Annotated in this window: 18 protein-coding genes; 9 read left to right on the top strand and 9 right to left on the bottom strand. The window is 73.8% G+C overall.

Features of this window, described 5'->3' with window-relative positions; all coding sequences use genetic code 11:
- Window positions 1-24: 24 nt before the first annotated feature.
- Entirely contained in the window at window positions 25-2,574 is a 2,550-nt protein-coding gene (locus I4I78_RS09925; RefSeq protein WP_218610961.1) for a carboxylate--amine ligase/circularly permuted type 2 ATP-grasp protein, read from the bottom strand.
- 191 nt (window positions 2,575-2,765) lie between these two features.
- Between I4I78_RS09925 and I4I78_RS09920 the strand changes: the two genes are divergently transcribed.
- Window positions 2,766-3,728 carry an alpha/beta hydrolase gene (locus I4I78_RS09920; RefSeq protein ID WP_218610960.1) on the top strand — a complete coding sequence of 321 codons (963 nt, stop codon included), beginning with the start codon at window positions 2,766-2,768 and terminating at the stop codon, window positions 3,726-3,728.
- Complete coding sequence (locus tag I4I78_RS09915) at window positions 3,725-4,942, top strand: FAD-dependent monooxygenase (protein WP_218610959.1); 1,218 nt, start codon at window positions 3,725-3,727, stop codon at window positions 4,940-4,942. The genes I4I78_RS09920 and I4I78_RS09915 overlap by 4 nt, the downstream gene beginning before the upstream one ends.
- Window positions 4,943-4,956: 14 nt before the next feature.
- On the opposite strand, the gene I4I78_RS09910 is transcribed toward I4I78_RS09915, so the two are convergent.
- Both I4I78_RS09910 and I4I78_RS09905 read right to left on the bottom strand, forming a co-directional pair.
- Window positions 4,957-5,835, bottom strand: coding sequence for an ABC transporter substrate-binding protein (locus I4I78_RS09910; protein ID WP_218610958.1), 879 nt, complete (start codon window positions 5,833-5,835; stop codon window positions 4,957-4,959).
- Between the two features lie 159 nt (window positions 5,836-5,994).
- The gene (locus I4I78_RS09905) at window positions 5,995-6,834 is read right to left on the bottom strand and encodes an AraC family transcriptional regulator (protein WP_218610957.1); all 840 of its coding nucleotides are present in this window, start codon (window positions 6,832-6,834) and stop codon (window positions 5,995-5,997) included.
- A 131-nt stretch (window positions 6,835-6,965) separates the two neighbouring features.
- Here I4I78_RS09905 and I4I78_RS09900 point away from each other — a divergent pair, with 131 nt between their 5' ends.
- Entirely contained in the window at window positions 6,966-7,247 is a 282-nt protein-coding gene (locus I4I78_RS09900) for a hypothetical protein (RefSeq protein ID WP_218610956.1), read from the top strand.
- Between the two features lie 72 nt (window positions 7,248-7,319).
- Here the strand turns inward: I4I78_RS09900 and I4I78_RS09895 are convergent, their stop codons facing one another.
- On the bottom strand, window positions 7,320-8,666 hold the full coding sequence (locus I4I78_RS09895) for a sensor histidine kinase (protein WP_218610955.1): 1,347 nt from the start codon (window positions 8,664-8,666) through the stop codon (window positions 7,320-7,322).
- A gap of 166 nt (window positions 8,667-8,832) precedes the next feature.
- On the opposite strand from I4I78_RS09895, the gene I4I78_RS09890 reads away from it, so the two are divergent.
- Both I4I78_RS09890 and I4I78_RS09885 read left to right on the top strand, forming a co-directional pair.
- On the top strand, window positions 8,833-9,201 hold the full coding sequence (locus I4I78_RS09890) for a hypothetical protein (RefSeq protein WP_218610954.1): 369 nt from the start codon (window positions 8,833-8,835) through the stop codon (window positions 9,199-9,201).
- 87 nt (window positions 9,202-9,288) lie between these two features.
- Window positions 9,289-9,750 (top strand): universal stress protein, encoded by a 462-nt coding sequence (locus I4I78_RS09885; RefSeq protein WP_218610953.1) that lies wholly within the window; start codon window positions 9,289-9,291, stop codon window positions 9,748-9,750.
- Here the strand turns inward: I4I78_RS09885 and I4I78_RS09880 are convergent.
- On the bottom strand, window positions 9,694-10,941 hold the full coding sequence (locus tag I4I78_RS09880) for an MFS transporter (protein ID WP_218610952.1): 1,248 nt from the start codon (window positions 10,939-10,941) through the stop codon (window positions 9,694-9,696). The genes I4I78_RS09885 and I4I78_RS09880 overlap by 57 nt on opposite strands.
- Before the next feature lie 170 nt (window positions 10,942-11,111).
- Here I4I78_RS09880 and I4I78_RS09875 point away from each other — a divergent pair, with 170 nt between their 5' ends.
- A complete protein-coding gene (locus I4I78_RS09875) occupies window positions 11,112-11,579 on the top strand; it encodes an SRPBCC family protein (RefSeq protein ID WP_218610951.1) in 468 nt (155 codons plus the stop codon).
- Window positions 11,580-12,053: 474 nt separating this feature from the next.
- On the opposite strand, the gene I4I78_RS33755 is transcribed toward I4I78_RS09875, so the two are convergent.
- From I4I78_RS33755 to I4I78_RS09860, 3 genes are all read right to left on the bottom strand, one after another.
- Window positions 12,054-12,983, bottom strand: coding sequence for an MmpS family transport accessory protein (locus tag I4I78_RS33755; RefSeq protein WP_218610950.1), 930 nt, complete (start codon window positions 12,981-12,983; stop codon window positions 12,054-12,056).
- A gap of 825 nt (window positions 12,984-13,808) precedes the next feature.
- Window positions 13,809-14,894, bottom strand: a complete 1,086-nt coding sequence (locus tag I4I78_RS09865; RefSeq protein WP_218610949.1) for an acetate/propionate family kinase — start codon at window positions 14,892-14,894, stop codon at window positions 13,809-13,811.
- Window positions 14,894-17,293, bottom strand: coding sequence for a phosphoketolase (locus I4I78_RS09860; RefSeq protein WP_218610948.1), 2,400 nt, complete (start codon window positions 17,291-17,293; stop codon window positions 14,894-14,896). The genes I4I78_RS09865 and I4I78_RS09860 overlap by 1 nt, the downstream gene beginning before the upstream one ends.
- A gap of 237 nt (window positions 17,294-17,530) precedes the next feature.
- Between I4I78_RS09860 and I4I78_RS09855 the strand changes: the two genes are divergently transcribed.
- On the top strand, window positions 17,531-17,956 hold the full coding sequence (locus I4I78_RS09855; RefSeq protein WP_218610947.1) for an ATP-binding protein: 426 nt from the start codon (window positions 17,531-17,533) through the stop codon (window positions 17,954-17,956).
- Window positions 17,957-17,983: 27 nt separating this feature from the next.
- Here I4I78_RS09855 and I4I78_RS09850 read toward each other — a convergent pair whose 3' ends face one another.
- Window positions 17,984-18,721 (bottom strand): GAF and ANTAR domain-containing protein, encoded by a 738-nt coding sequence (locus tag I4I78_RS09850; protein WP_218610946.1) that lies wholly within the window; start codon window positions 18,719-18,721, stop codon window positions 17,984-17,986.
- Window positions 18,722-18,924: 203 nt separating this feature from the next.
- Between I4I78_RS09850 and I4I78_RS09845 the strand changes: the two genes are divergently transcribed.
- Together I4I78_RS09845 and I4I78_RS09840 are read left to right on the top strand one after the other, a co-directional pair.
- On the top strand, window positions 18,925-19,224 hold the full coding sequence (locus I4I78_RS09845; RefSeq protein WP_218610945.1) for a hypothetical protein: 300 nt from the start codon (window positions 18,925-18,927) through the stop codon (window positions 19,222-19,224).
- 81 nt (window positions 19,225-19,305) lie between these two features.
- On the top strand, window positions 19,306-19,617 hold a 312-nt coding region (locus I4I78_RS09840), incomplete at its 3' end, for a hypothetical protein (RefSeq protein WP_218610944.1).

Here is a 19,617-nt window from a genome sequence, read left to right as displayed (position 1 = left end):
TCGCCGGCCGGTCCGGGTTCGTCGTCAGCGCAGGAGCCAGGTGTCCTTGGCGCCACCGCCACGGCCGGAGTTGACGATCACGCTGCCGGCAGGGGCTACCCGGCTCAGCGCCGACGGCAACACGTCGACGGTCGCCCGGTCACCCGGTCCGCGGCCCTGCACGGCGAACACCCGGAGGTCCACCGCGCGCGGTCGCAGGGACTCTCCGACGAACGTCGGGTGGGTGGACAGCTGCACGAGGTCCTGGGCGACCCAGCGCGACGGGTTGCGGCGGACCGCCCCGGCCAGCTCGGCCAGCTCGTCCCGGCCGGCCTGCGGGCCGATCACGATGCCGTGCCCGCCCGAGCCGTCGACCGGTTTGAGCACCAGCTCGCCGAGCCGGTCCAGCACCTCGTCCCGGGCGTGGGCGTCGACGCAGGGATACGTCGGCACGGAGTCCAGGACCGGACTCTCCCCCAAGTAGTAGGAGATCATCTTCGGGACGTAGGCGTAGACGAGCTTGTCGTCGGCCACGCCGTTGCCCGTTGCGTTGAGCAGGGTGACCGTCCCCCGCGCCGCTGCGGCCTCCAGCGATCGCCCGAGGGGGCGGCCGTCGGCGCCGGTGGCGTGCACGAGCTCCGTCTCGTCGATCCGGCGGTACAGCGCGGTGCACCGGCGGCCCGCGACGAGCACCCCGTCCCCGGTGACCTGCAGCTGCGACGGCGTCACGACCGGCACCCCCATGGCCTCGGCCAGGAGGGTGTGCTCGAAGTACGCCGGGTCCGCGTCACCGGCGCTGAGCACCGCGATCTCCCCCTCCGGGCCGGCACCGGCCGCGGACCGCAGCGCCTCCAGCAGCCGGGCCGGGACGTCGTCCAGGCCGACCACCCCGGACGGTGGCTCCAGGTCGGGCAGCACGCTGCGCAGCAGCCGCCTGCCGATCATCGAGTAGCCGATCCCGGACGGGACCCGCAGGTTGTCCTCCAGCGCCACCCACCGTTCGGCCCGGTCCTTGACCAGGTCGATCCCGCCGACCGCGATCCGGACCGCGTCCGCGGGCAACGGCGCCCCGTCCGGTGGTCGGCCCGGGGCCCGCTCCACGACGTCGGACGGCACGACGCCGTCGTGCAGGATCTCGCCGGGGCCGTGGACGTCGTGCAGGAACGCCTCGAGCGCCCGGATCCGCTGGGCCGCGCCGGACGAGAGGTGCCGCCAGTCGTCGGCGGAGACGACCCGGGGAACGAGGTCCAGCGGGAACAACCGGTCCTCGCCCTCGTCGGCGCCGAATGTGACGCCGCGGGCGTTCTGCTCGGAGCGCAGGGCGGAGTTCGCCGACGCCAGGCCCCGTGGTCCGAGCCGGTCCAGGGACCGGAACATCCAGCCGTAGGCGGGCCCGACCGTGCCCTTCTCGGTCACCGCCTCGTCGTGGGCGACCGGGCCGTAGCCCGTCAACAGCTCCGAGACCGACGGCACCGTGGGCGGCCGGACCGGCGCCGTCTCGCCGTGTGTGCGTGCGAGCAGCTCGTCGACCACGTCGGTCAGCAGCCCGCGACGGCCGAACGCCCGCCGCTGCCGCGCCGCGCCGCTGCCGCGGGCCAGGACGGCGTCGGCGAGCTCGGAGACCTGCTCCCAGTCGCCCGCCTTCTCCAACCATGGCCGGAGGTCCCCGACCAGCCCGCCGAGCTGCAGCGCGGGCGCCACCAGCGCCGCACCCGCCACGTCGACGAGGTCACCGTCCAACCCGGAACGCGCCGCCCGCCAGTTCGCCGCCCGCAGCAGCTCGGGCCGCACCGACGGCAGCGGCTGATCGGCCTCGCTCTCGGCGCGGGCCCGGGCGACCAGGGCCCGGAACAGTCCGGCCACCAGAACCACGTCGTCGACCTCGGGGCAGGCGTCGCAGACACGGAGCTCGACCGTGGGCCGGTGGGCGCTGGGCCGGATGTCGAAGTAGAGCATCCCTGCGTCGGTGATCGTCCCGGAGGCGATCAGGTCGGAGATCATGGCGTCGTACTCGGCGGCCGTCCGCGCCGGGCCGGGCGGGCCGGCGGTGGGCCACCGCTGCCAGAGCAGGTTCCGGTAGCTGGCGTAGCCGGAGTCGTGCCCCCGCCAGAACGGTGAGCTCGACGAGACGGCCAGCAGCGTCGGCAGGAACGGCGCGACCCGGTGCCCGACCTGCACCGCGGTATCCCGGTCCGGGACGTCGACGTGCACCTGCAGCCCGCAGATGTGCTGCTCACGGACCAGCACCTGGTAGTCGTGCTGCATCCGTTCGAAGCGGGCACCGGCCGAGATGTCGTCGCCGGAGAGGTCCACCAGCGGTACCGTGCCCGCCGCGACGACCCCGAGCCCGAGCGGTTCCGCTGCCGCACGGAGTCGTGCGCGCAGCCGCCGGACGTGGTCGCGCAGCTCGTCGAGCCCGCTGCACGGCGGGACGTTCGTCTCGACGAGCGACCGCTGCAACTCGCGGGAGTATTCGGCGCCGTCGAGCCGTTCGAGCAGCAGCTCGACCTCGGGCTCGGCCCGGCGGCTGTCCAGGCCGACGACGTGGAACTCCTCCTCGACCCCCAGGAGTGGTTCGCGCTGCGAAGAGATCATCGATGCGCACCGTATGTGGTCGCGGGCGTCCCGGCAGCGCGTCGCGCCCGCAGCACACGTCGTCGTGTGAGTGATCCACCCTCGGGTAGTCCGGTCCCGAGGGGCCGGCCGCGGGGCCGGCCCGACGAGAACCCACGGACGGCGCACCGACGCGTCTCGGCACCGGCCGTCCGGGGAGGAGGGAGACCGCCGTGGCCGTCTACGACCGCAGCACCGTTCCCGAGTCGGTCGGGCGCGGGACGCTCGACCCGGAGCTCGAGGCGTGGCTGCCGACCGGCCCGACGCTCGGTGCCGACGTCACGATCGCGCAGGGGCGCCGGGACCACCAGCAGCTCGCGGTCGGGCCCTGGCCGCAGATCGGTTCCGTGGAACACCTCGTGCTCGACGGACCGCACGGCTCGATCCCGGTCCGGCGCCACACCCCCACGAACCCGGCCTCCACGCCGTCCGGGGCGCTGGTCTACCTGCACGGCGGCGGGTTCACCTACGGGACCCTCGACGAGTTCGAGGTGCCGATGCGGCTCATCGCCGAACACGCCGGCGTCGTCACCTACGCCGTGGACTACCGGCTGGCCCCGGAGTCGAAGTTCCCGGTACAGCTCGACGAGAACGAGTTCGTCGTGCGCTGGCTGGCCGAGCACGCCGCCGATCAGGGCGTCAACCCGGAGCGGATCGCCCTCGGCGGCGACTCGGCGGGCGGCAACATGACCTGCGCCATCGCCCTGAAGCTGCGCGACGAGGGCGGCCCCGGTCTGGCTCTGCAGGTGCCGCTGTTCCCGGAGACCGCGTTCCCGGCCGACACCGCATCGGCGAGCGAGAACCGCACCGGTCTCTACCTGCAGACCAACGGCATCTTCGAGATGGTGCGCAACCTGGTCCGCGACCGCGACGACGTCCGCGACCCGTCCATCACACGCCTGAACGCGGAGAGCCTCGCCGGCCTGCCCCCGACGATCCTGGTCACCAACGGGTTCGACCCGCTGCGCGACGTCGGACACGCCTACGCCCGTAGGCTCGCCGCGGCAGGCAACGATCTGACCTATGTCCACCACCCGGACCTGATACACGGGTTCCCGCAGTTCACCCGCTCCTCCGCCGCCGCACACGAGGCGACCCTGGAGCCGGCGGCCCTCATCGGAGAGGCGATCGGATGACGACCGCGACCCGTCACGCCCTGATCTCCGGCGCCAGCATCGCCGGCCCCGCCCTGGCCCACCAGCTCGCCGCACGGGGCTGGCGCACCACCGTCGTCGAACGCGCCCCGCGGCTGCGCGACGAGGGCCAGAACATCGACGTCCGGGGCGTCGCGCGCGAGGTGATGCGGCGGATGGGCGTCGAGGACGCCGTCCGCGAGGCCGGGACGGGTGAGGTGGGCCTGCGCTTCGTCGACGGCGACGGGCGCGTGGTCGCCGCGTTCCCGGCCGGTGAGGACGACACCGGCGGCGCCACCGCGGAGATCGAGATCCTGCGCGGTGAGCTCTCCCGGATCCTGCACGAACGCACCCGCGGCGACAGCGACTACCGCTTCGGCGAGCAGATCAGCGGCCTGACCGACCACGGCGACCACGTCACGGCCACCCTGGACGGCGGCGACGAGATCGACGCCGACATCGTCGTCGTCGCCGAGGGGACGCGCTCGCGCACCCGCGCGATGGTGCTGCCCGAGATCCGGCTCGACGAGCTGGGCCTCTACATCGCCTACCTGACCATCCCCCGCACCGACGAGGACGACCGCTGGTGGCGGTGGTACGGCGCCCCCGGCTCGCGCAGCCTGAGCCTGCGCCCGGACAACCGCGGCACCACCCGCGCGATGCTCTCGTTCCGCAGCAACGTCCGCGGGCTCGAGGAGCTCGACCGGGCCGACCAGGTCACCATCCTGCGCCGGACGTTCGCCGACGCCGGATGGCAGACCCCGCGCGTGCTCGACGCGCTCGAGGACGCACCGCTGTACTTCGACGCCGTCGGACAGGCCCGGCTGAGCCGCTGGAGCAGTGGGCGCACGGTGCTGCTCGGTGATGCCGCCTGGTCGCCCGGACCGTTCGGCACCGGCACGAGCCTGGCGCTGGTCGGGGCGTACGTGCTCGCCGGGGAGCTGGCCGGCGGCGACGACCACCGCGCCGCCCTGGCCCGCTACGAGGAGCTGATGCGGCCCCACGTCGACCGGGCGCAGAACATCCGGCCGGCCGCGATACGCGCGATGAACCCGTACAGCGCGACGGGCCTGACGGTGCAGCGCGCCGTGCTCCGCGCCGCCGGGCCGGTCGTGGGCGCCCTCGGCCGCCTCTCCGCCCGGCGCAGCCGCCCGCCGTCGGAGGCGATCGATCTCCCGGACTACCCGCTGCCGGCCGGCTCGGTCACGCCGGCCTGAGCGGCCGGAGGCGCCTACCTGCTCAGCGCCGCCGCGATCCGGGGGACGCTGCGCTCCAGTGCGAAGGGGATGCTCAGCGCCGAGGGGAACCCGATCGCCAGCGTCGTGGGCAGGTCGAGCGCGATGTAGGCACCCCGCCGCACGGCGGGGATGCGCCGGAAGAGCTCGTCGGCCTCCAGCCTCGCCCGGGCCTGCGGAGTGGTGAACGTCAGGATCATGACGTCCGCGTCGAGGACGTCGAGCTGCTCGGGACTGACCACCGCCCTCCCCGGGATGGCGTTGCCCTGCAACGGCACCACCGCGGGGGCGAGCTGCAGGCCGAGCTGCTGCAGGAACAGCGCGGAGGCGTCCGAGGTGCTGTTGACGGTGTTGACGGTGCCGTTCGCCTGCACCGGCCCGATCGTGAACGTGCGGCCGGCGAAGCCCGGGTTGCCCTCCCGCGCCGTCCGGATCGCCGTCTCGACCTCGGCCACCAGCCGGGTCGCCTGCTCGGTACGTCCCAGGGCCCGACCGACCCGAGCGGTCGTGACCTGCCAGACGTCACGGTTGTAGCCGGACTCCGGCGACAACGTCGGCGCGATCCGGGACAGCGTCGGGTGGTCGGCGGACAGGTTGCGGTAGTCGGTCGCCAGGATCAGGTCCGGCGCGAACGCGGCGATCCGCTCGATCGGCAGTCCCTGCTCCGTGCGGAACAGCTCCGGCGGCGCGCCGGGGAGCCGGGCCGCGACCCACGGGGAGATTCCGCCCGCGATAAAGGTGCTGATGTCGGGGGTGGCCAGGGGCACGACGCCGAGCCCGACCGCGGCGTCGGTGTCGCGGTACTGACCGACCGACACGACCCGCGACGGCGCAGCCTCGACCGTCACCGGCCCCTCGCTCCCCTCGATCGTCACCGGGAACCCCGGTCCGGACGCGGCACCGGTCGGCTGGTCGGCGCGCCCGCAGCCTGCGAAGAGTCCGACGGCACCGGCCGAGACCAGAAGTTGGCGGCGTGTGAGACGGGTAGGTCTTGTCACTCGGTCTTCTCCTCGGCTGCGCCCGGACCCCGATGATCATCGAAGTGAGGGGAGCCTAACCACATGGCCCGGCGGCGAGTCGTGATCGGCGGCCACGAACTGGGGCCCGGCGGCCATCCGAGCGCGGTACCGCCGTGGGGTGCAGTGGAACGCGCGCCGGAAGGCCGCGACGTAGGAACTGACGTCGGAGTAGCCCACGAGGTGGGCGACGGCGCCGACGGGCAGTCCGGCACGCAGGTGCGACACCGACGCGGTCAACCGGGCACGAGCGCGCCACTGGACGAAGGACAGGCCCGTCTCCTGCCGGAACAGGCGCGACAGCGTCCGCACGCTCGCCCCGACCTCGCGCCCCCACTCGGCCAGCCCACGATCGTCCGCCGGCCGGGCCAGGATCCCTCGCGCGACCTGCAGCGCCCGCGGGTCGGCGGGCAGCACCACCGGGGCCTCCCCCGTCGGCGACGACCGGACCAGGTCGCGCACCACCCGCCCGGCGTGCTCCCGCTCCGTCTCCGACAACCGGGCGTCCCCGATGTGCCGGATCAGCTCGCGCAGCAGCGGGGAGGCGTCGACGAGCAGCGGGTCGCCCGGACCGTCGGGGGCGTACCAGGGCCGGAAGTAGACCGAGCGGAACACCGACCATCTCCGAGCGCGCACGGCGTGCCGGGCACCACCGGGGATCCAGAGTGCGCGGTCCGGCGAGACCGGCCACAGCTCGTGGCCGATCCGGACGTCGACCTCTCCGCGCGAGCACCACGCCAGCTGGTGCGGCGGATGCGCGTGGGCGTCGAACACGTCCCCCGGCTCCATGACGCAGGCGACACCACCGACGGGACGACCGTCCGGATCGTCCGGAACCACCACCGCCAGGGCACGCACCACGACACCTCCCGGATCAGGTGAGGCTACCTTCGCAGCTACCGAGCCGGCCCCCGGCCCGGCACGGCCGTGACGCTGTGCTCATCCGCGCCCCACCTGGGTGAACTTCGCCGCGGCGGTGGGCATCGCGCATGACCTCGCTCGTTGGCGACAGTATGTCGGCGCGAGATCACACAGCCATGTTGTGGTTCTTCGGCATCCTGGCCGTGGGTGCTCTCTGCCTCGTCGTGCACGCGGCCGTCCACGCGCCCGACATCGGCTTCGTCATCATGGCCGCCGGACCCGCCGCGATCACCGGGACGCTCGCGTCCATCAACTGGTACGCCCGGCGCGAGGCCCGCGAAGCCCAGGCCCGTGCAGCCGTCGACGACCTGGCCGACGCGAACGAGCGCGAGGACCGGCTCGGCCGTTAGTGCCCGGCCCACGGGGACAGAACACGGCGTTCTCGTCGGTCTCCGTCGACGCGAGACACCCGCCCGCAGTCCTCACCGGGTCGAGGTGTCCGTCCCCGCACCCGGCAGAGCACGACGGGGTACCACCGGTTCCCGTGGTACGTGGGCCAGGGGCAGGCGCAGCCGGACGACCCAGCCGCCGTCCGGGTGCGGCCCGGTCTCGACCGAGCCGCCGTGCAGGGCTGCCCGCTCACGCATACCGATCAGACCGTGCCCACCGCGCGGCGGGCACGGGACGGCGCCTCCCTCGTCACGGACCCGGACGATCAACTCGTCACCGGTCCAGTCCAGACCGACGTGGGTCGGTGTCGCGGGTCCGGCATGTCTGATCACGTTGGTCAGCGACTCCTGCACCACCCGGTAGGCCGTCAGGCCGAGCCCGGCGCCCGTCGTTCGTGGTGCACCGGTGACGGCCAGGTCGACCGGCAGGCCCCCGGCCCGCACCTGCTCGACCAACGTCGGGATGTCGCCGGCGCCGAGCTGTGGGCGCCTCGCCCGGTCCGGGGCGTCGACCGGGGCGTCGTCGCGCAACATCTCCAGCAGTCCCCGGGTGTCCGACAGCGCCTCCCTGCCGGTGGTGGCGATGCGGTTCAGCACCTCGACCGCCTTCTGCGGGTCACGTCGCGCGGCGAACTGCCCGCCATCGGCCTGGGCGATGATCCCCGACAGCGAGTGGGCGACGACGTCGTGCACCTCCCGGGAGATTCGTGACCGCTCGGCGAGCAGCTCGATGCGGACCTCCTGGCGCCGGTTGTCCGTGAGCAGCCGGGCCCGCTCCCGCAGACCTTCCGTCCGGCGGTAGGCGGCCCGGCGCAACGAGCCCGCGAGCCACACGCACACCACGACCGGGACGCCGATACCGACCACGGACCACATCGCGGTGGCATCCGCCACGAGACCGTGCCGCAGAAGCGGTCCGAACACGCCGACCAGCAGCACGACGACCGCGAGCGGCCCTGCCCAGCGCGGCCCGTAGGCCACCGCCGAGTACGCCATGACCAGGGCCGGGAGCACGAACACCGCCAGTGTCCCGACGAAGGCGAAGCTTCCGACCAGCGCGACGACCGCGGTCACGATCGCGGCGGGCACCGGGTAGATCCGGCGCAGCAGGATCGGGGCGGCGGCCGCGACCGCCAGGGCCAGCGCAGAGACCTGGGTCCAGGACGGGACCTTGCCCTCGAGCGTCCAGCTGATCGCGAGCCAGAGGAGCGCCGCCGCGAACACCGCGTCCACGACGACCGGGTTACGACGGCACAGCGTTACGAACCGCTCGACCAGTGTGGGGTCCTCGGACAGCGATGTGCCGCGGTCCGCGACGGTGCGCAGCACGTCGCGGACGGCCGACCGGGCGGCGGACGCAGTCGGATGCGGCGGGATCATGACCCCGACGATGGTCTTCCGGACCCTTCCGACGCGTCAGCCCCAGGAACGATCTCCGGCCTCCGACCACGGTATGAGCGGGCTCCGCCGCAGCTCCGATGTCAGCGGCTCTCCGGCGCGAGATGGTGGTGTCACACCGCGGACGAAGGAACTGGAGACCACCACCGTGTCCGACACGCAGGACGGCCCCACAGCACAGAGCCCGACACCGCGGATCGCGGACCCGGACGCGTACCCGGTCCTCACCGTGCTGATGCTGATGCTCGGCGGCTTCGTACTTCCGGTCGTCGGCTGGCTCGCCGGCGTGGTGATGCTGTGGAACGGCACGGCGTGGAGCACAGCGCAGAAGTGGCTCGGCACTCTGGTCTGGCCGGTGATCGTCGCCGTCCCTCTGGTGCTGTTCGGGATCGGCCGGCACACCGGCGGACAACCGTGGCCGTTCGTGACCGGTCTGGTGCTCGGCGCGCTGGGTGTGCTCGTCGTCCTGCCGTGGACCTGCGTCCGGCTGCTGCGTTCCGCCCGGCGGCGTCGGTAGGCGGCGCCGGGGGCGTCCCCACCTCCGTGCACCCCGGTCGGCCCCCGCGACGGTGCATCCCGCCCGGAACGGGGCCATCCTTTCCCCGTGAACGCCCCACCGCCCGATCCCGAGACCGCCTCCGGACGAGACGGACCATCGGTCATCCTTGTCGCGGTCGATGGATCGACCACGTCGCTCCGGGCGGGCGCCTACGCCGCCGGGCTCGCCCGCCGACAGCACTCCCAGCTGATCATGGTCACGGTGACGACGACATCCTCACTGGGCGGACTGATGCCGGAGGCCATGGCCGCCGGCGCCCAGTTCGCCGCCCAGGCCGCGGACGAGCTGCGCGCGATGGCCCAGGAGGCCGCGGACCGACTCGGCCTGCACGCCCGGTTCCTCGAATGCCACGGCGACCCCATGACCGAGATCATGCGCGCGGCCGACCGCTACCGTGTCGACGCCGTCGTCGTCGGAGCGTCGGCCTCACCCGGGCACCGATTCGTCGGATCACTGGCCAACCGTCTCGTCCGAGCCGGCAAGTGGCCGGTCACCGTCGTCCCGTGAACCCGGCGCGGCGCGCATCCGGAGCACCGAGCCGGTGGCGCCCGCGGCGACCATCACCACCACGACGCCGCACAGCACCGACGCCACCGGCGCCAGCCCCCACACCTCGACCGCGGCCCCGGCCAGCAGGCTCGACACCGCGGCCGAGAGATAGCAGTAGAGGTAGACCGCGGCGAGGGTGCCGGCGTGCGCGCCCTGCGGGCTCCGGTCGAGCAGGACCCTCATCGCACCGGCGAACGCGACGCCGAACCCGGCCCCGGCCACGACCGCGGCCACAAGGTACGCGGCGAAGCTCCCGGCGGCGATCGCCCCGACGAACCCGACCGTGCCGGCCGCCAGCACGGCGGCCCCGCCGGCCAGCGCGCGCACGGCCGGGAGCCGGCCGGCCAGGAGCCCGGCCACCGGGCCGGCGAGGTGGTAGACCGCGACCGCCAGGGCGCCGCTGAACAGATCGTCACGGCCCAGGACGAAGGCCGCCAACGACGGGGCCAGCGCCTGGGTGAAGCCGCCCAGGACGTAGGTCGCCGCGACGACGAGACACACCATGGGGAACACCCCACGCGCGGCGACGGGCACCCGGACCACCGGCCGCAGCGACCGCAGGGCACCGGGACGCCGGGCCGCCGTCTCCGGCAGGAACGCGAGAGCCACGGCCGCCACGACCAGGAGCGCGGCCACGACCACGAAGGACCAGACGGGCGCGCCGCCCGGCGCGAGCTGCACCGCGGCACCCGAGGCGAGCGCACCGAGCGCGATACCGCCCGGCGGCGCACCGCTGGTGACCGCTCCGGCCAGCCCGGGACGCGTCGGGGGCACCAGGTCGACCACGAACGCGCCGAGCGCACCGAGCGCGAGCCCCACCGACGCACCCTGGATCGCCCGCCCGACTATCAGCGGCGCCGCCGAGTCCACGGTCGTCAGGACCAGGCACGCCACCGCGCCCACGATGAGCGCAGGTATGGCCACCCGACGCCGGCCCAGGTGGTCCGACAGGCTGCCGCAGCACAGCAGGGCGACCAGCAGCGGAAGGATGTAGACGGCGAACGCGCCGGTGAGCGCGATCGTCGAGATGCCGTACGACCGCTGGTAGACGACGTAGAGCGGCGCCGGCACCCCGGCCGCGGCGGAGACCGCCACGAACGAGAGGGACGCCGTCGCGAAGGCCAGCGGGCGGGAGCGAGGTCGGAGCACCGGGCCTCAGGCCGCCGCAGCGACGACGAACGGGACGTCGAGGATCACGGGCCCGAGCCTATGCGGGACGCCGCGGCGTGGTTCCGGGCATGACGGATGTCATGTCCGGCCCGGTGCGGGGCCGCAGTGCGCGCCGGGACCCGGGCGAGGCATCCCCGTAGGGTCCACCCATGTCCGACGAGTACTTCCACTCCGCCTCGATCCGCATCGAGGGAACCCCACAGACGGTCTACGACCTGGTCTCCGACGTCACCCGCACCGGCGAGTGGAGCCCGATCTGCATCGGGTGCACATGGGACGACGGCGGCGGTCCGGAGGTGGGTGCACGTTTCACCGGCCACAACCGCAAGCCCGACCGCGAGTGGAGCACCACCAGCGAGGTCGTCGCGGCGGAGCCCGGCCGGGCGTTCGCCTGGACGGTGAACGGCGCGGTCCGCTGGGGCTACGAGATCGAACAGGAGGGCTCCGGCACTCGGCTGACCGAGACCTGGCACCTCTCCGAGTTCGGCCGCGACTTCTTCCGCGAACGCTACGGCGCGACCGGGGACCAGGAGATCGCGATCCGGGCCGCCGACGCCCGGTCGGGCATCCCCACCACCCTCGCCGCGATCAAGCGCATCGTCGAGTCGCCGTCCTGAGACGTTCCGACGGCGGAAGCGATCCGCGACAGCCACCGTGCGCCACTCGACGTTCCCGCGAGCCCATCGGGCCGCCGGGCGTCACGTTGTGGCCGGCCGGACCGCCATATCGTGACGCCCGGCGTTACCGGACGGTCGTCGAGTCGAACGAGCGTCACGACATGGTTGCCGCCACCGCCGAAACGTGACACCCGCGCTCCGACGCGGCACCTCCCGACCGCCCGGCCCCGCTGAACCGCGCTGCACCCGGCGACGCGCTGCACCCGGCGACGCGCGCCAGACCCGGCGACGCGGGCCGGGCTTCCGGCCGCGCGCTGGGCTCGTCGACGCGCGCGTTCCCGCGGTCGCGGAGGCCCGCGGAGCGCGCGGGAGCACGCGGAGCGCGCGGCGGCGAGTCGAGTGCGTCGCCCGGCTGCGGGAACGCGAGGTCGTCCGACCCGCCGTGGCGAGCCGACCCCGTCAGCGGCGGCGCCGTCAGCGACGACCGCTGCAGGACACCGCGGCGAAGTCGCCCTCCGCCGTCTCCTCCGCGAGGACGACATCGCCGAGGCGGATCTTGCACGAGACCGTGCCGGAACCACCGGCGGCCGTGAGCGTGTACTCGGCGGGCTCCGCGGCCGCGGGCGTGCTCCGCGTCCAGGGCAGCTCCGCGTCGGAAGCCTGCGCCACCGACGTCCCCCGGCCGAACGTGATCGTGCCCGCCGACCCGGACCCGGTCACCTCGTAGGTGACCTGCGCCGCCGCGGGCTGCGGAGCGGCGCCGCCGGCGGGCGGCGCGACAGCGGACGGCCCGCTTCCGGACGGCCCGGTTCCGGACGCCCCGGTTCCGGTCGCCCCACTTCCGGATGTCCCGAGACCGACGATGCTGCTGGTCTGCGAGGACTCGCGCGGTTGTTCGGTACTGCCCAGGATCGTGAGTCCGAGCGGCACGACCACCGCGGCCGCCGCGACACCGCCGACCACCCACGGCCATCGCCGACGTCGGGTCGGTCGCTCGTCGCTCCGCCCGGCCCGGGCGCGCCGGTGTGGAGACTCCGGGCCCGGCCCCTCTGCGGCCGGAGCGTCGGGACCGCCGTCGTCGGGACCGTCGTCGGGATGGTGATCGGGACCGCCGTCGGGATCGCCGTCGTCGGAAGCAGGTCCACCGATCGCCTCGACGTCGCCTGCGGGGAACCAGGTGGTCCGGTCGTCGTCCGAGTCGTACTCGGAGTCGTACTCGGAGTCGTAGCCGTCAGACGCGTTCTCGTACGGGGCGTACCCGTCGGGCTCACGGTCGTCGAGGTCGTGATCGTCCGGTCCGAACTCGTCGTAGGCGTACCCGGGCCGGACGTGGGCGTACCTGGCCGGCTCGTACCCGCCGGTGTCGTCGTGGCGGGCGGGTGCGTGGTCGTCGAGCCCGGGCACGTAGCGGTCATCGACGTCACGCTCGTCCGCGCCGTGCCGGCCGGATGAGGCGTAGCTGTCGACGGCGTGGTCGCCCGCGCCGTGACGGCCACGCGGGGCCTGGTGGTAGCCGGACGGACCGACGCCACCCGCGCGGCGGGCGCGCGGGTACCCGTCGGCCGGGGAGTCGTCCGGCGTGGACGTCTCGGGGGCGTGCCGGCGGGGTGGCCGACCGTCGAGCTCGGGTGCGCCCGCTGTCCACCGGTCTGCGCCGTGGCGACCAGTGACCTCGCTCGGCGACCGCGGCGGCGGCGCCTCGTGCGCGGAATCCGCCCATCGGCCCCGGGGCACGACCTCCCGTTGCGCAGGCGCCCGGCCCGGCCGCACCGGGGCACCCGGCCCGGGGGACGGGAAGGTCCGCCCGGTCGGGGCCGGTTCGGTCGAGCGCCGCCTGCCGGACGCGCCGCGGGCCCCGTCGCCCGGTGCGGGCGACGGTCGCTCCGGCTCCGACCACCGGTCCCGGCCGCGATCCGACCGGCGAGGGGCGTCGGAACCCGACCCCGCCTCGGTGAGATCACGTCCCGCGGACTCCGCGCCGTCGTCCGACCGGTCGATCACGTCGACCGACCGACGCCGGTTGCGTCGTGGCGCCGGTTCGCCGTCGAGCAGCCAGAGACGTCCGTCCGGGTCCCACCTCGGTCCTGCCACGACGACCCCCTTTGTTGCCGTGCCGATTCAACGAGTCGGCCGCCCGTTGGTTACGGACGGGTATCGGCGCCGGGGTCGCCCGCCTCGCTCGGCCCTGCCCATCACCCACTCGGCCGTGCGGGCCGGGACGCTGCGCCCTCAGGGGCCGAGCACCGCTCGGACCTGCTCGGCGACCACCAGGTCCTCGCGCGCGGTGACCACCAGGCTCGCCACCGCGCAACCGGCGGGCGAGATGATCCCGTCGTCCTCGCCGAGCGCCGCGTCGTTGCGGTCCTGGTCGATCTCCACGCCCAGGAACCCGAGCCCCTCGGCCACCCGTGCGCGCATGCGCGGCTGGTGCTCTCCCACCCCGCCGCTGAACGTCAGCGCGTCGATCCCGCCCATCGCCGCGGCCATCGCGGCGACCTCGGCGCGGGCCCGGTGCGCCCACGCCTGCAGCGCGGTGACCGCGTCCGGCTCGCCGCGCCCGGCAGCGTCCTCGACCTCACGGGCGTCGGAGCGTCCGGTCAGGCCGAGCAGGCCGCTGCGCAGGTCGAGATCCTCGGCGACCTGCTCCGGGTCGAGGCCCCGGGCGGCCAGCCACAGGGGCACCGAGGGGTCCAGGTCGCCGCTGCGGGTGCCCATCACCAGCCCGGCCGTAGGGGTGAGGCCCATCGTGGTGTCGACCGAGACCCCGCCGTGGATCGCGCACAGCGAGGCGCCGGAGCCGAGGTGCGCGTTCACCGTCCGCAGCTCACCCTCCGGGCGGCCGAGCAGCGCCGCGGTGCGCCGGCCGGCCCATTCGTGGGCCAGGCCGTGGAACCCGTAGCGGCGCACGCCCAGCTCGTCGCGCCAGCGCGCCGGCACCGCGTAGGTGTGTGCCGCGGGCGGGAGCGTGCGGTGGAACGTGGTGTCGAAGCAGGCGACGTGGGCGACGTCGGGCAGCGCCGAACGGGCCCGGCGCACGGTCTGCACGGCCGGGTCCTGGTGCAGGGGCGCGAGCGTGCGCAGGTCGGCGATCCGGCCGAGCACGTCGTCGTCGAGCCGTACCGGGCCGGTGAACTCCCGGCCGCCGTGCACGATCCGGTGCCCGACCCCGTCCGGCGGGTCGGTCCCGTCCAGGAACCGCTCCAGCCCGTCCGCGGCCTCGTCCGGGGCGACCGAGTCGGACCGTTCGGTGCGGTCGCCGTCGAGCAGCGCGAGCTTCACCGACGACGAGCCCGCGTTGACCACCAGGACCCGCATCAGCTCCCCCACACCCAGTCGACGACGTCCGGGGCGTCCTCGCCGTGGCGGCGGGTGTGGTCGCGGCAGCGCAGGCGCTCGTCGGCCATGTGCTGGCGCAGCCCGGTGTGCGCGACGTTGAGCCCGGGGACCCGGTCGATCACGTCGATGACCAGATGGAAGCGGTCCAGCTCGTTGAGCATCACCATGTCGAACGGCGTCGTGGTGGTGCCCTCCTCGTTGAAGCCGCGCACGTGGATGTTCGGGTGGTTGGTCCTGCGGTAGGTCAGGCGGTGGATCAGCCACGGGTACCCGTGGTAGGCGAAGATCACCGGCTTGTCGGTGGTGAACAGGCCGTCGAAGTCGCGGTCGGAGAGCCCGTGCGGGTGCTCGCGCTCGTCTTGCAACCGCATCAGGTCCACCACGTTCACCAGCCGCACCTTCAGCTGCGGCAGGTGCCGGCGCAGCAGGTCGACCGCGGCCAGCGCCTCCAGCGTCGGCACGTCACCGGCGCAGCCGAGCACGACGTCGGGTTCCGAGCCGGCGTCGTTGCTGGCCCACTCCCAGACGCCGATGCCGCGCACGCAGTGCGCCACCGCGGCGTCCGGGTCCAGCCACTGGGGCTGCTCGTTCTTGCCGGCCACCACGACGTTGACCAGGTCGCGGCTGCGCAGGCAGTGCTCCATCGTGGCCAGCAGGGTGTTCGCATCCGGCGGCAGGTACGCGCGCACGATGTCCGGCTTCTTGTTCAGCACGTGGTCGACGAAGCCGGGGTCCTGGTGCGAGAAGCCGTTGTGGTCCTGGCGCCAGACGTGGCTGGTCAGCAGGTAGTTCAGCGACGCGACCGGACGGCGCCAGGAGATGTCGCGGCTGGCCTCGAGCCATTTGGCGTGCTGGTTGAACATCGAGTCGACGATGTGCACGAACGCCTCGTAGCAGTTGAACAGCCCGTGCCGGCCGGTCAGCAGGTAGCCCTCCAGCCAGCCCTGGCAGAGCTGCTCGTTGAGCACCTCCAGCACCCGGCCGGCCCGGGCGACGTGCTCGTCGCCCGCGCGCTGCTCACCGAGGAACTGGCGGTCGGTGGCCTCGAACACCGCCTGCAGGCGGTTCGACGCCGTCTCGTCCGGGCCGACGATCCGGAACCGGTCCGGGTTCGCGCGCACGACCTCGGTGAGCCATCCGCCGAGCGTGCCGGTGGCGCTCGCGTCCACGCTGCCGGGCTCGGGCACGTCGACCGCGTACGGTCCGATGTCGGGCAGGCGGAGGTCGCGCAGCAGCTCACCGCCGTTCGCGTGCGGGGTGGCGCTGAGCCGGCGCGACCCCGACGGGGTCAGCTCGACCAGCTCGGGGCGGGGCCGGCCGTGGTCGTCGAACAGCTCGCCGGGGCGGTAGGACTGCAGCCAGGTCTCCAGCTGGCGGCGGTGGGCCTCGTCCTCGCGCACCCCGGCCAACGGCACCTGGTGCGCCCGCCAGGTGCCCTCGACCTGCTGCCCGTCCACCTCGGTCGGCCCGGTCCACCCCTTCGGCGTCCGCAGCACCAGCATCGGCCAGCGCGGTCGCTCGACCTCGTGACCGGCCGCGTGCTGCTCGGCGGCGCGCGCCCGTATCCGGGCGATCTCGGCCGTGATCTCGTCCAGGGTGTCGGCCATCCGGGCGTGCACGGCCATCGGGTCCTCGCCGTCGAAACCGCCCTCGAGCACGTACGGGCGGTGCCCGTGCCCTTCCATCTGGGCGAGCAGCTCGTCGTCCGGGATCCGGTCCAGCACCGTCGAGTTGGCGATCTTGTAGCCGTTGAGGTGCAGGATCGGCAGCACCGTGCCGTCGTGCACCGGGTGCAGGAACTTGTTCGACTGCCACGACCCGGCCAGCGCGCCGGTCTCCGCCTCGCCGTCCCCGATCACGCAGGCGACCAGGAGGTCGGGGTTGTCGAAGGCGGCGCCGTAGGCGTGGGCCAGCGAGTAGCCGAGCTCGCCGCCCTCGTTGATCGAGCCGGGGGTGCTCGGCGCGGCGTGGCTGGGGATGCCGCCGGGGAAGGAGAACTGGCGGAACAGCTCGGCCATGCCCTCGGCGTCGCGGGAGACGTGGCCGTACCGCTCGGTGTAGGTGCCCTCGAGCCAGGACGCGGCCACGACACCGGGGCCGCCGTGACCGGGACCGGTGACGAACAGGGCCTCCCGCTCGTCGCGGACGACCACCCGGTTCAGGTGCGCCCACACGAAGTTCAGTCCCGGGGTGGTCCCCCAGTGCCCGAGCAGGCGCGGCTTGAGGTGCTCGCGTTGCAACGGCTCGCGCAGCAGCGGGTTCGCCATCAGGTAGATCTGCCCGACGGACAGGTAGTTCGCGGCACGCCACCACGCTTCCAGCAGGGTGAGCTCGGTCACCCGGTCGGAATCGGCAGGGTCGTTGCTCGTCGCCACCATGATCCACGGGTACCCGGTCCCCGGCCCGCCATGCTCGTCACGGTCGACGGCCGGTGGTTTTCGCGCTCCCCGATCCGCACCCCGTGCGTCGGTCCGCACCCTCTGCAGGACGTGCGAACGGCTGCCAGGGGTGCGGATCGACGAGACCGGGGGTTGTTACGGTGCGAACTGTCACCCCGGACCCTCGGTGGCGCCCTGTGGCGGACGCGCGGGGACACCGACCTCGGGAGCGAAACGGTGGCGGCAGATCCGGCCGTGAACGGTCTGGGGCTCATCTCGACGACCACGCTGTGGACCCGCGCGTGGCCGGCCGACACCGAGCATCTGGGCGATATCCGCGCCCGGACCCGCAGCTGGCTCACCCGTCTGGGCCTGCGCCAGGACGGTGTCGCCGACGTCGTCCTGGCTGTCAACGAGGCGGTCAGCAACGCCATCGAGCACGCCTACCGCGACAGTGCCGGCGGCACCGTCGAGCTGACCTTCGCCGCGGATGCCGGCACGGTGTGCGTCGACGTGGTCGATCACGGTCACTGGCGTGCCCCGCGACCGGGCCGGTCCGGGCGCGGTCACGGCCTTCCCATCATGTGCGGGGTCGTCGACTCCGTATCGGTCGTCGACCACCGGCCCGGGACCCGGGTGCGCCTGCGGCGGTCCCGCACGTGATCTCCGAAGGACGAGCCCGGGCTGCCGTCACCGGGTGGAGGGCGGGACCTCTCCGCGCCGCCGGCCGGCCGGGCTGCTGAGCCAGCGAGCGACGTCGACGAGCTTGACGTTGGTCTCCTGCGAGGAGCGCACCAGCATCTGGAAGGCGCGGTCGTCGTCGACGTCGAAGCGTTCCATCAGGATGCCCTTGGCCTGCCCGATCACGTCCCGGGTGCCCAGTGCCTGTTCCAGGTTGGCGGCGTGGTCGGCGCCGTAGATCAGCAGTGCCGCCTGGACCCCGAACAGGCCTGCGGTGGTCCGCGAGGCGTCGTCGAAGGCGTCGGCCTCGTGCGAATACAGGTTCAACGCCGCCCGGAAGCCGGCCCCGGCGGAGAGCTGCGTGGACAGGAGGGACCGGTAGCCCTGGGCGACCGCCTGCGGGGCGAAGTGCGGCCATCGCTCCCCGTCCGGGCCGGACAGGTCGCGGGCGTGCACGACCCCGTCGTCGGGAGGGTCGGCGAGAGCGGTCATGCAGGGGCCCTCGTTGAGCCGGCTCTGCAGGTCGTCGAGCTTGCGAACGTCCTCACGGGTCGGCACGCGGGAGTCGACCTGCCCGCCCTCGGTCATCGAGATCCCCCCGGCGTCGGCTCCGGGAACGGTGTCCACCGCCGCGGCCACGATCTGGCCCAGTGTCGCTTCGAGGTCGGCGATGCTGCGCTGCGCGACCATCTCGCGGGCGGACCTGCGCAGGACGACGACGAGCGCGTCGGTCTGGTCGGGTTCCATGGGTTCGGGTACCGCCTTGCTCGAGTATCGGATACACGAGGCGGCAGCGGGAGACCCACCACTAGCGCAGCAGAGCGGAACCGGCGCCCGTGTCCGGGCAAGGCCGTGGGTTCGACCCGGACCCGACGCTACACCCGCCCACGTCGTGCGCGGACGGCCGTGACGGCACGCGTGGCGTCGCCGAACCCGGGTACCCGCCGCCCATGAACCCACGTCACCAGCCGGACCGGGAGCAGACCCGGCACGACGAGCCCCGGTCGGTACCCGGAATCGGCGGGCCCGGCTCGAGCGAGGCATCCCCCGACGGGCAGAGCGCGCTGAAGCTGCACGCGGGAATCTCGGTGATCGGTGCGCTGCTGTGCGCGTTCGTCACCGTGGTCTTCCTCTGGCTCGGGTCCCTGACCCCGGCGATCGTGTTCGCCGTCATCGGGCTGGCCAGCCTCGGCTGGCTCGGCTGGACGCTCCGACGCCGGAGGCGGGGCCGCGAGGAGTCCCGGGGATGACGGCCGAGAGGCGCGAGTAGCCGTACGGGAAGCGGGTAGGCACGTGCCGCACGGTCGCCGAGGAGCCGGAGGTACGCGTCGATGGAGGCCGAGGCGTCCCGCGTGGTCGCTGCGTTCGACGACCTGACCGAACCCGTCTGGGAGGTGTGCGCCGACTCCCTGCGCGTGCGGGTCGCCAACGCGGCCGCGCGTGCGGCCGGGGTCGCCCTGCACGACGGCCCGGGCGCGCTGCCGATGCCGCAGGAGTGCCGCGACGACGCGGAGACGGCTCTTCGCGAGATGCTGGCGCACGGCTCGTCCGGTCGTGACCTGTACTGGACGTTGTCCGGCGAGCGCCACGCCGTCGAACTGGTCCGCGTCAGCGGCGACGACGGCACGGTTCGCGGCGTGCTG

The sequence above is a fragment of the Pseudonocardia sp. KRD291 genome, from assembly GCF_019263595.1.
In the GTDB taxonomy this organism is placed as follows: Bacteria; Actinomycetota; Actinomycetes; order Mycobacteriales; family Pseudonocardiaceae; genus Pseudonocardia.
The sequence above is the reverse complement of the archived record's forward strand: the minus strand, read 5'-3'. Positions and strand labels throughout refer to the sequence as shown.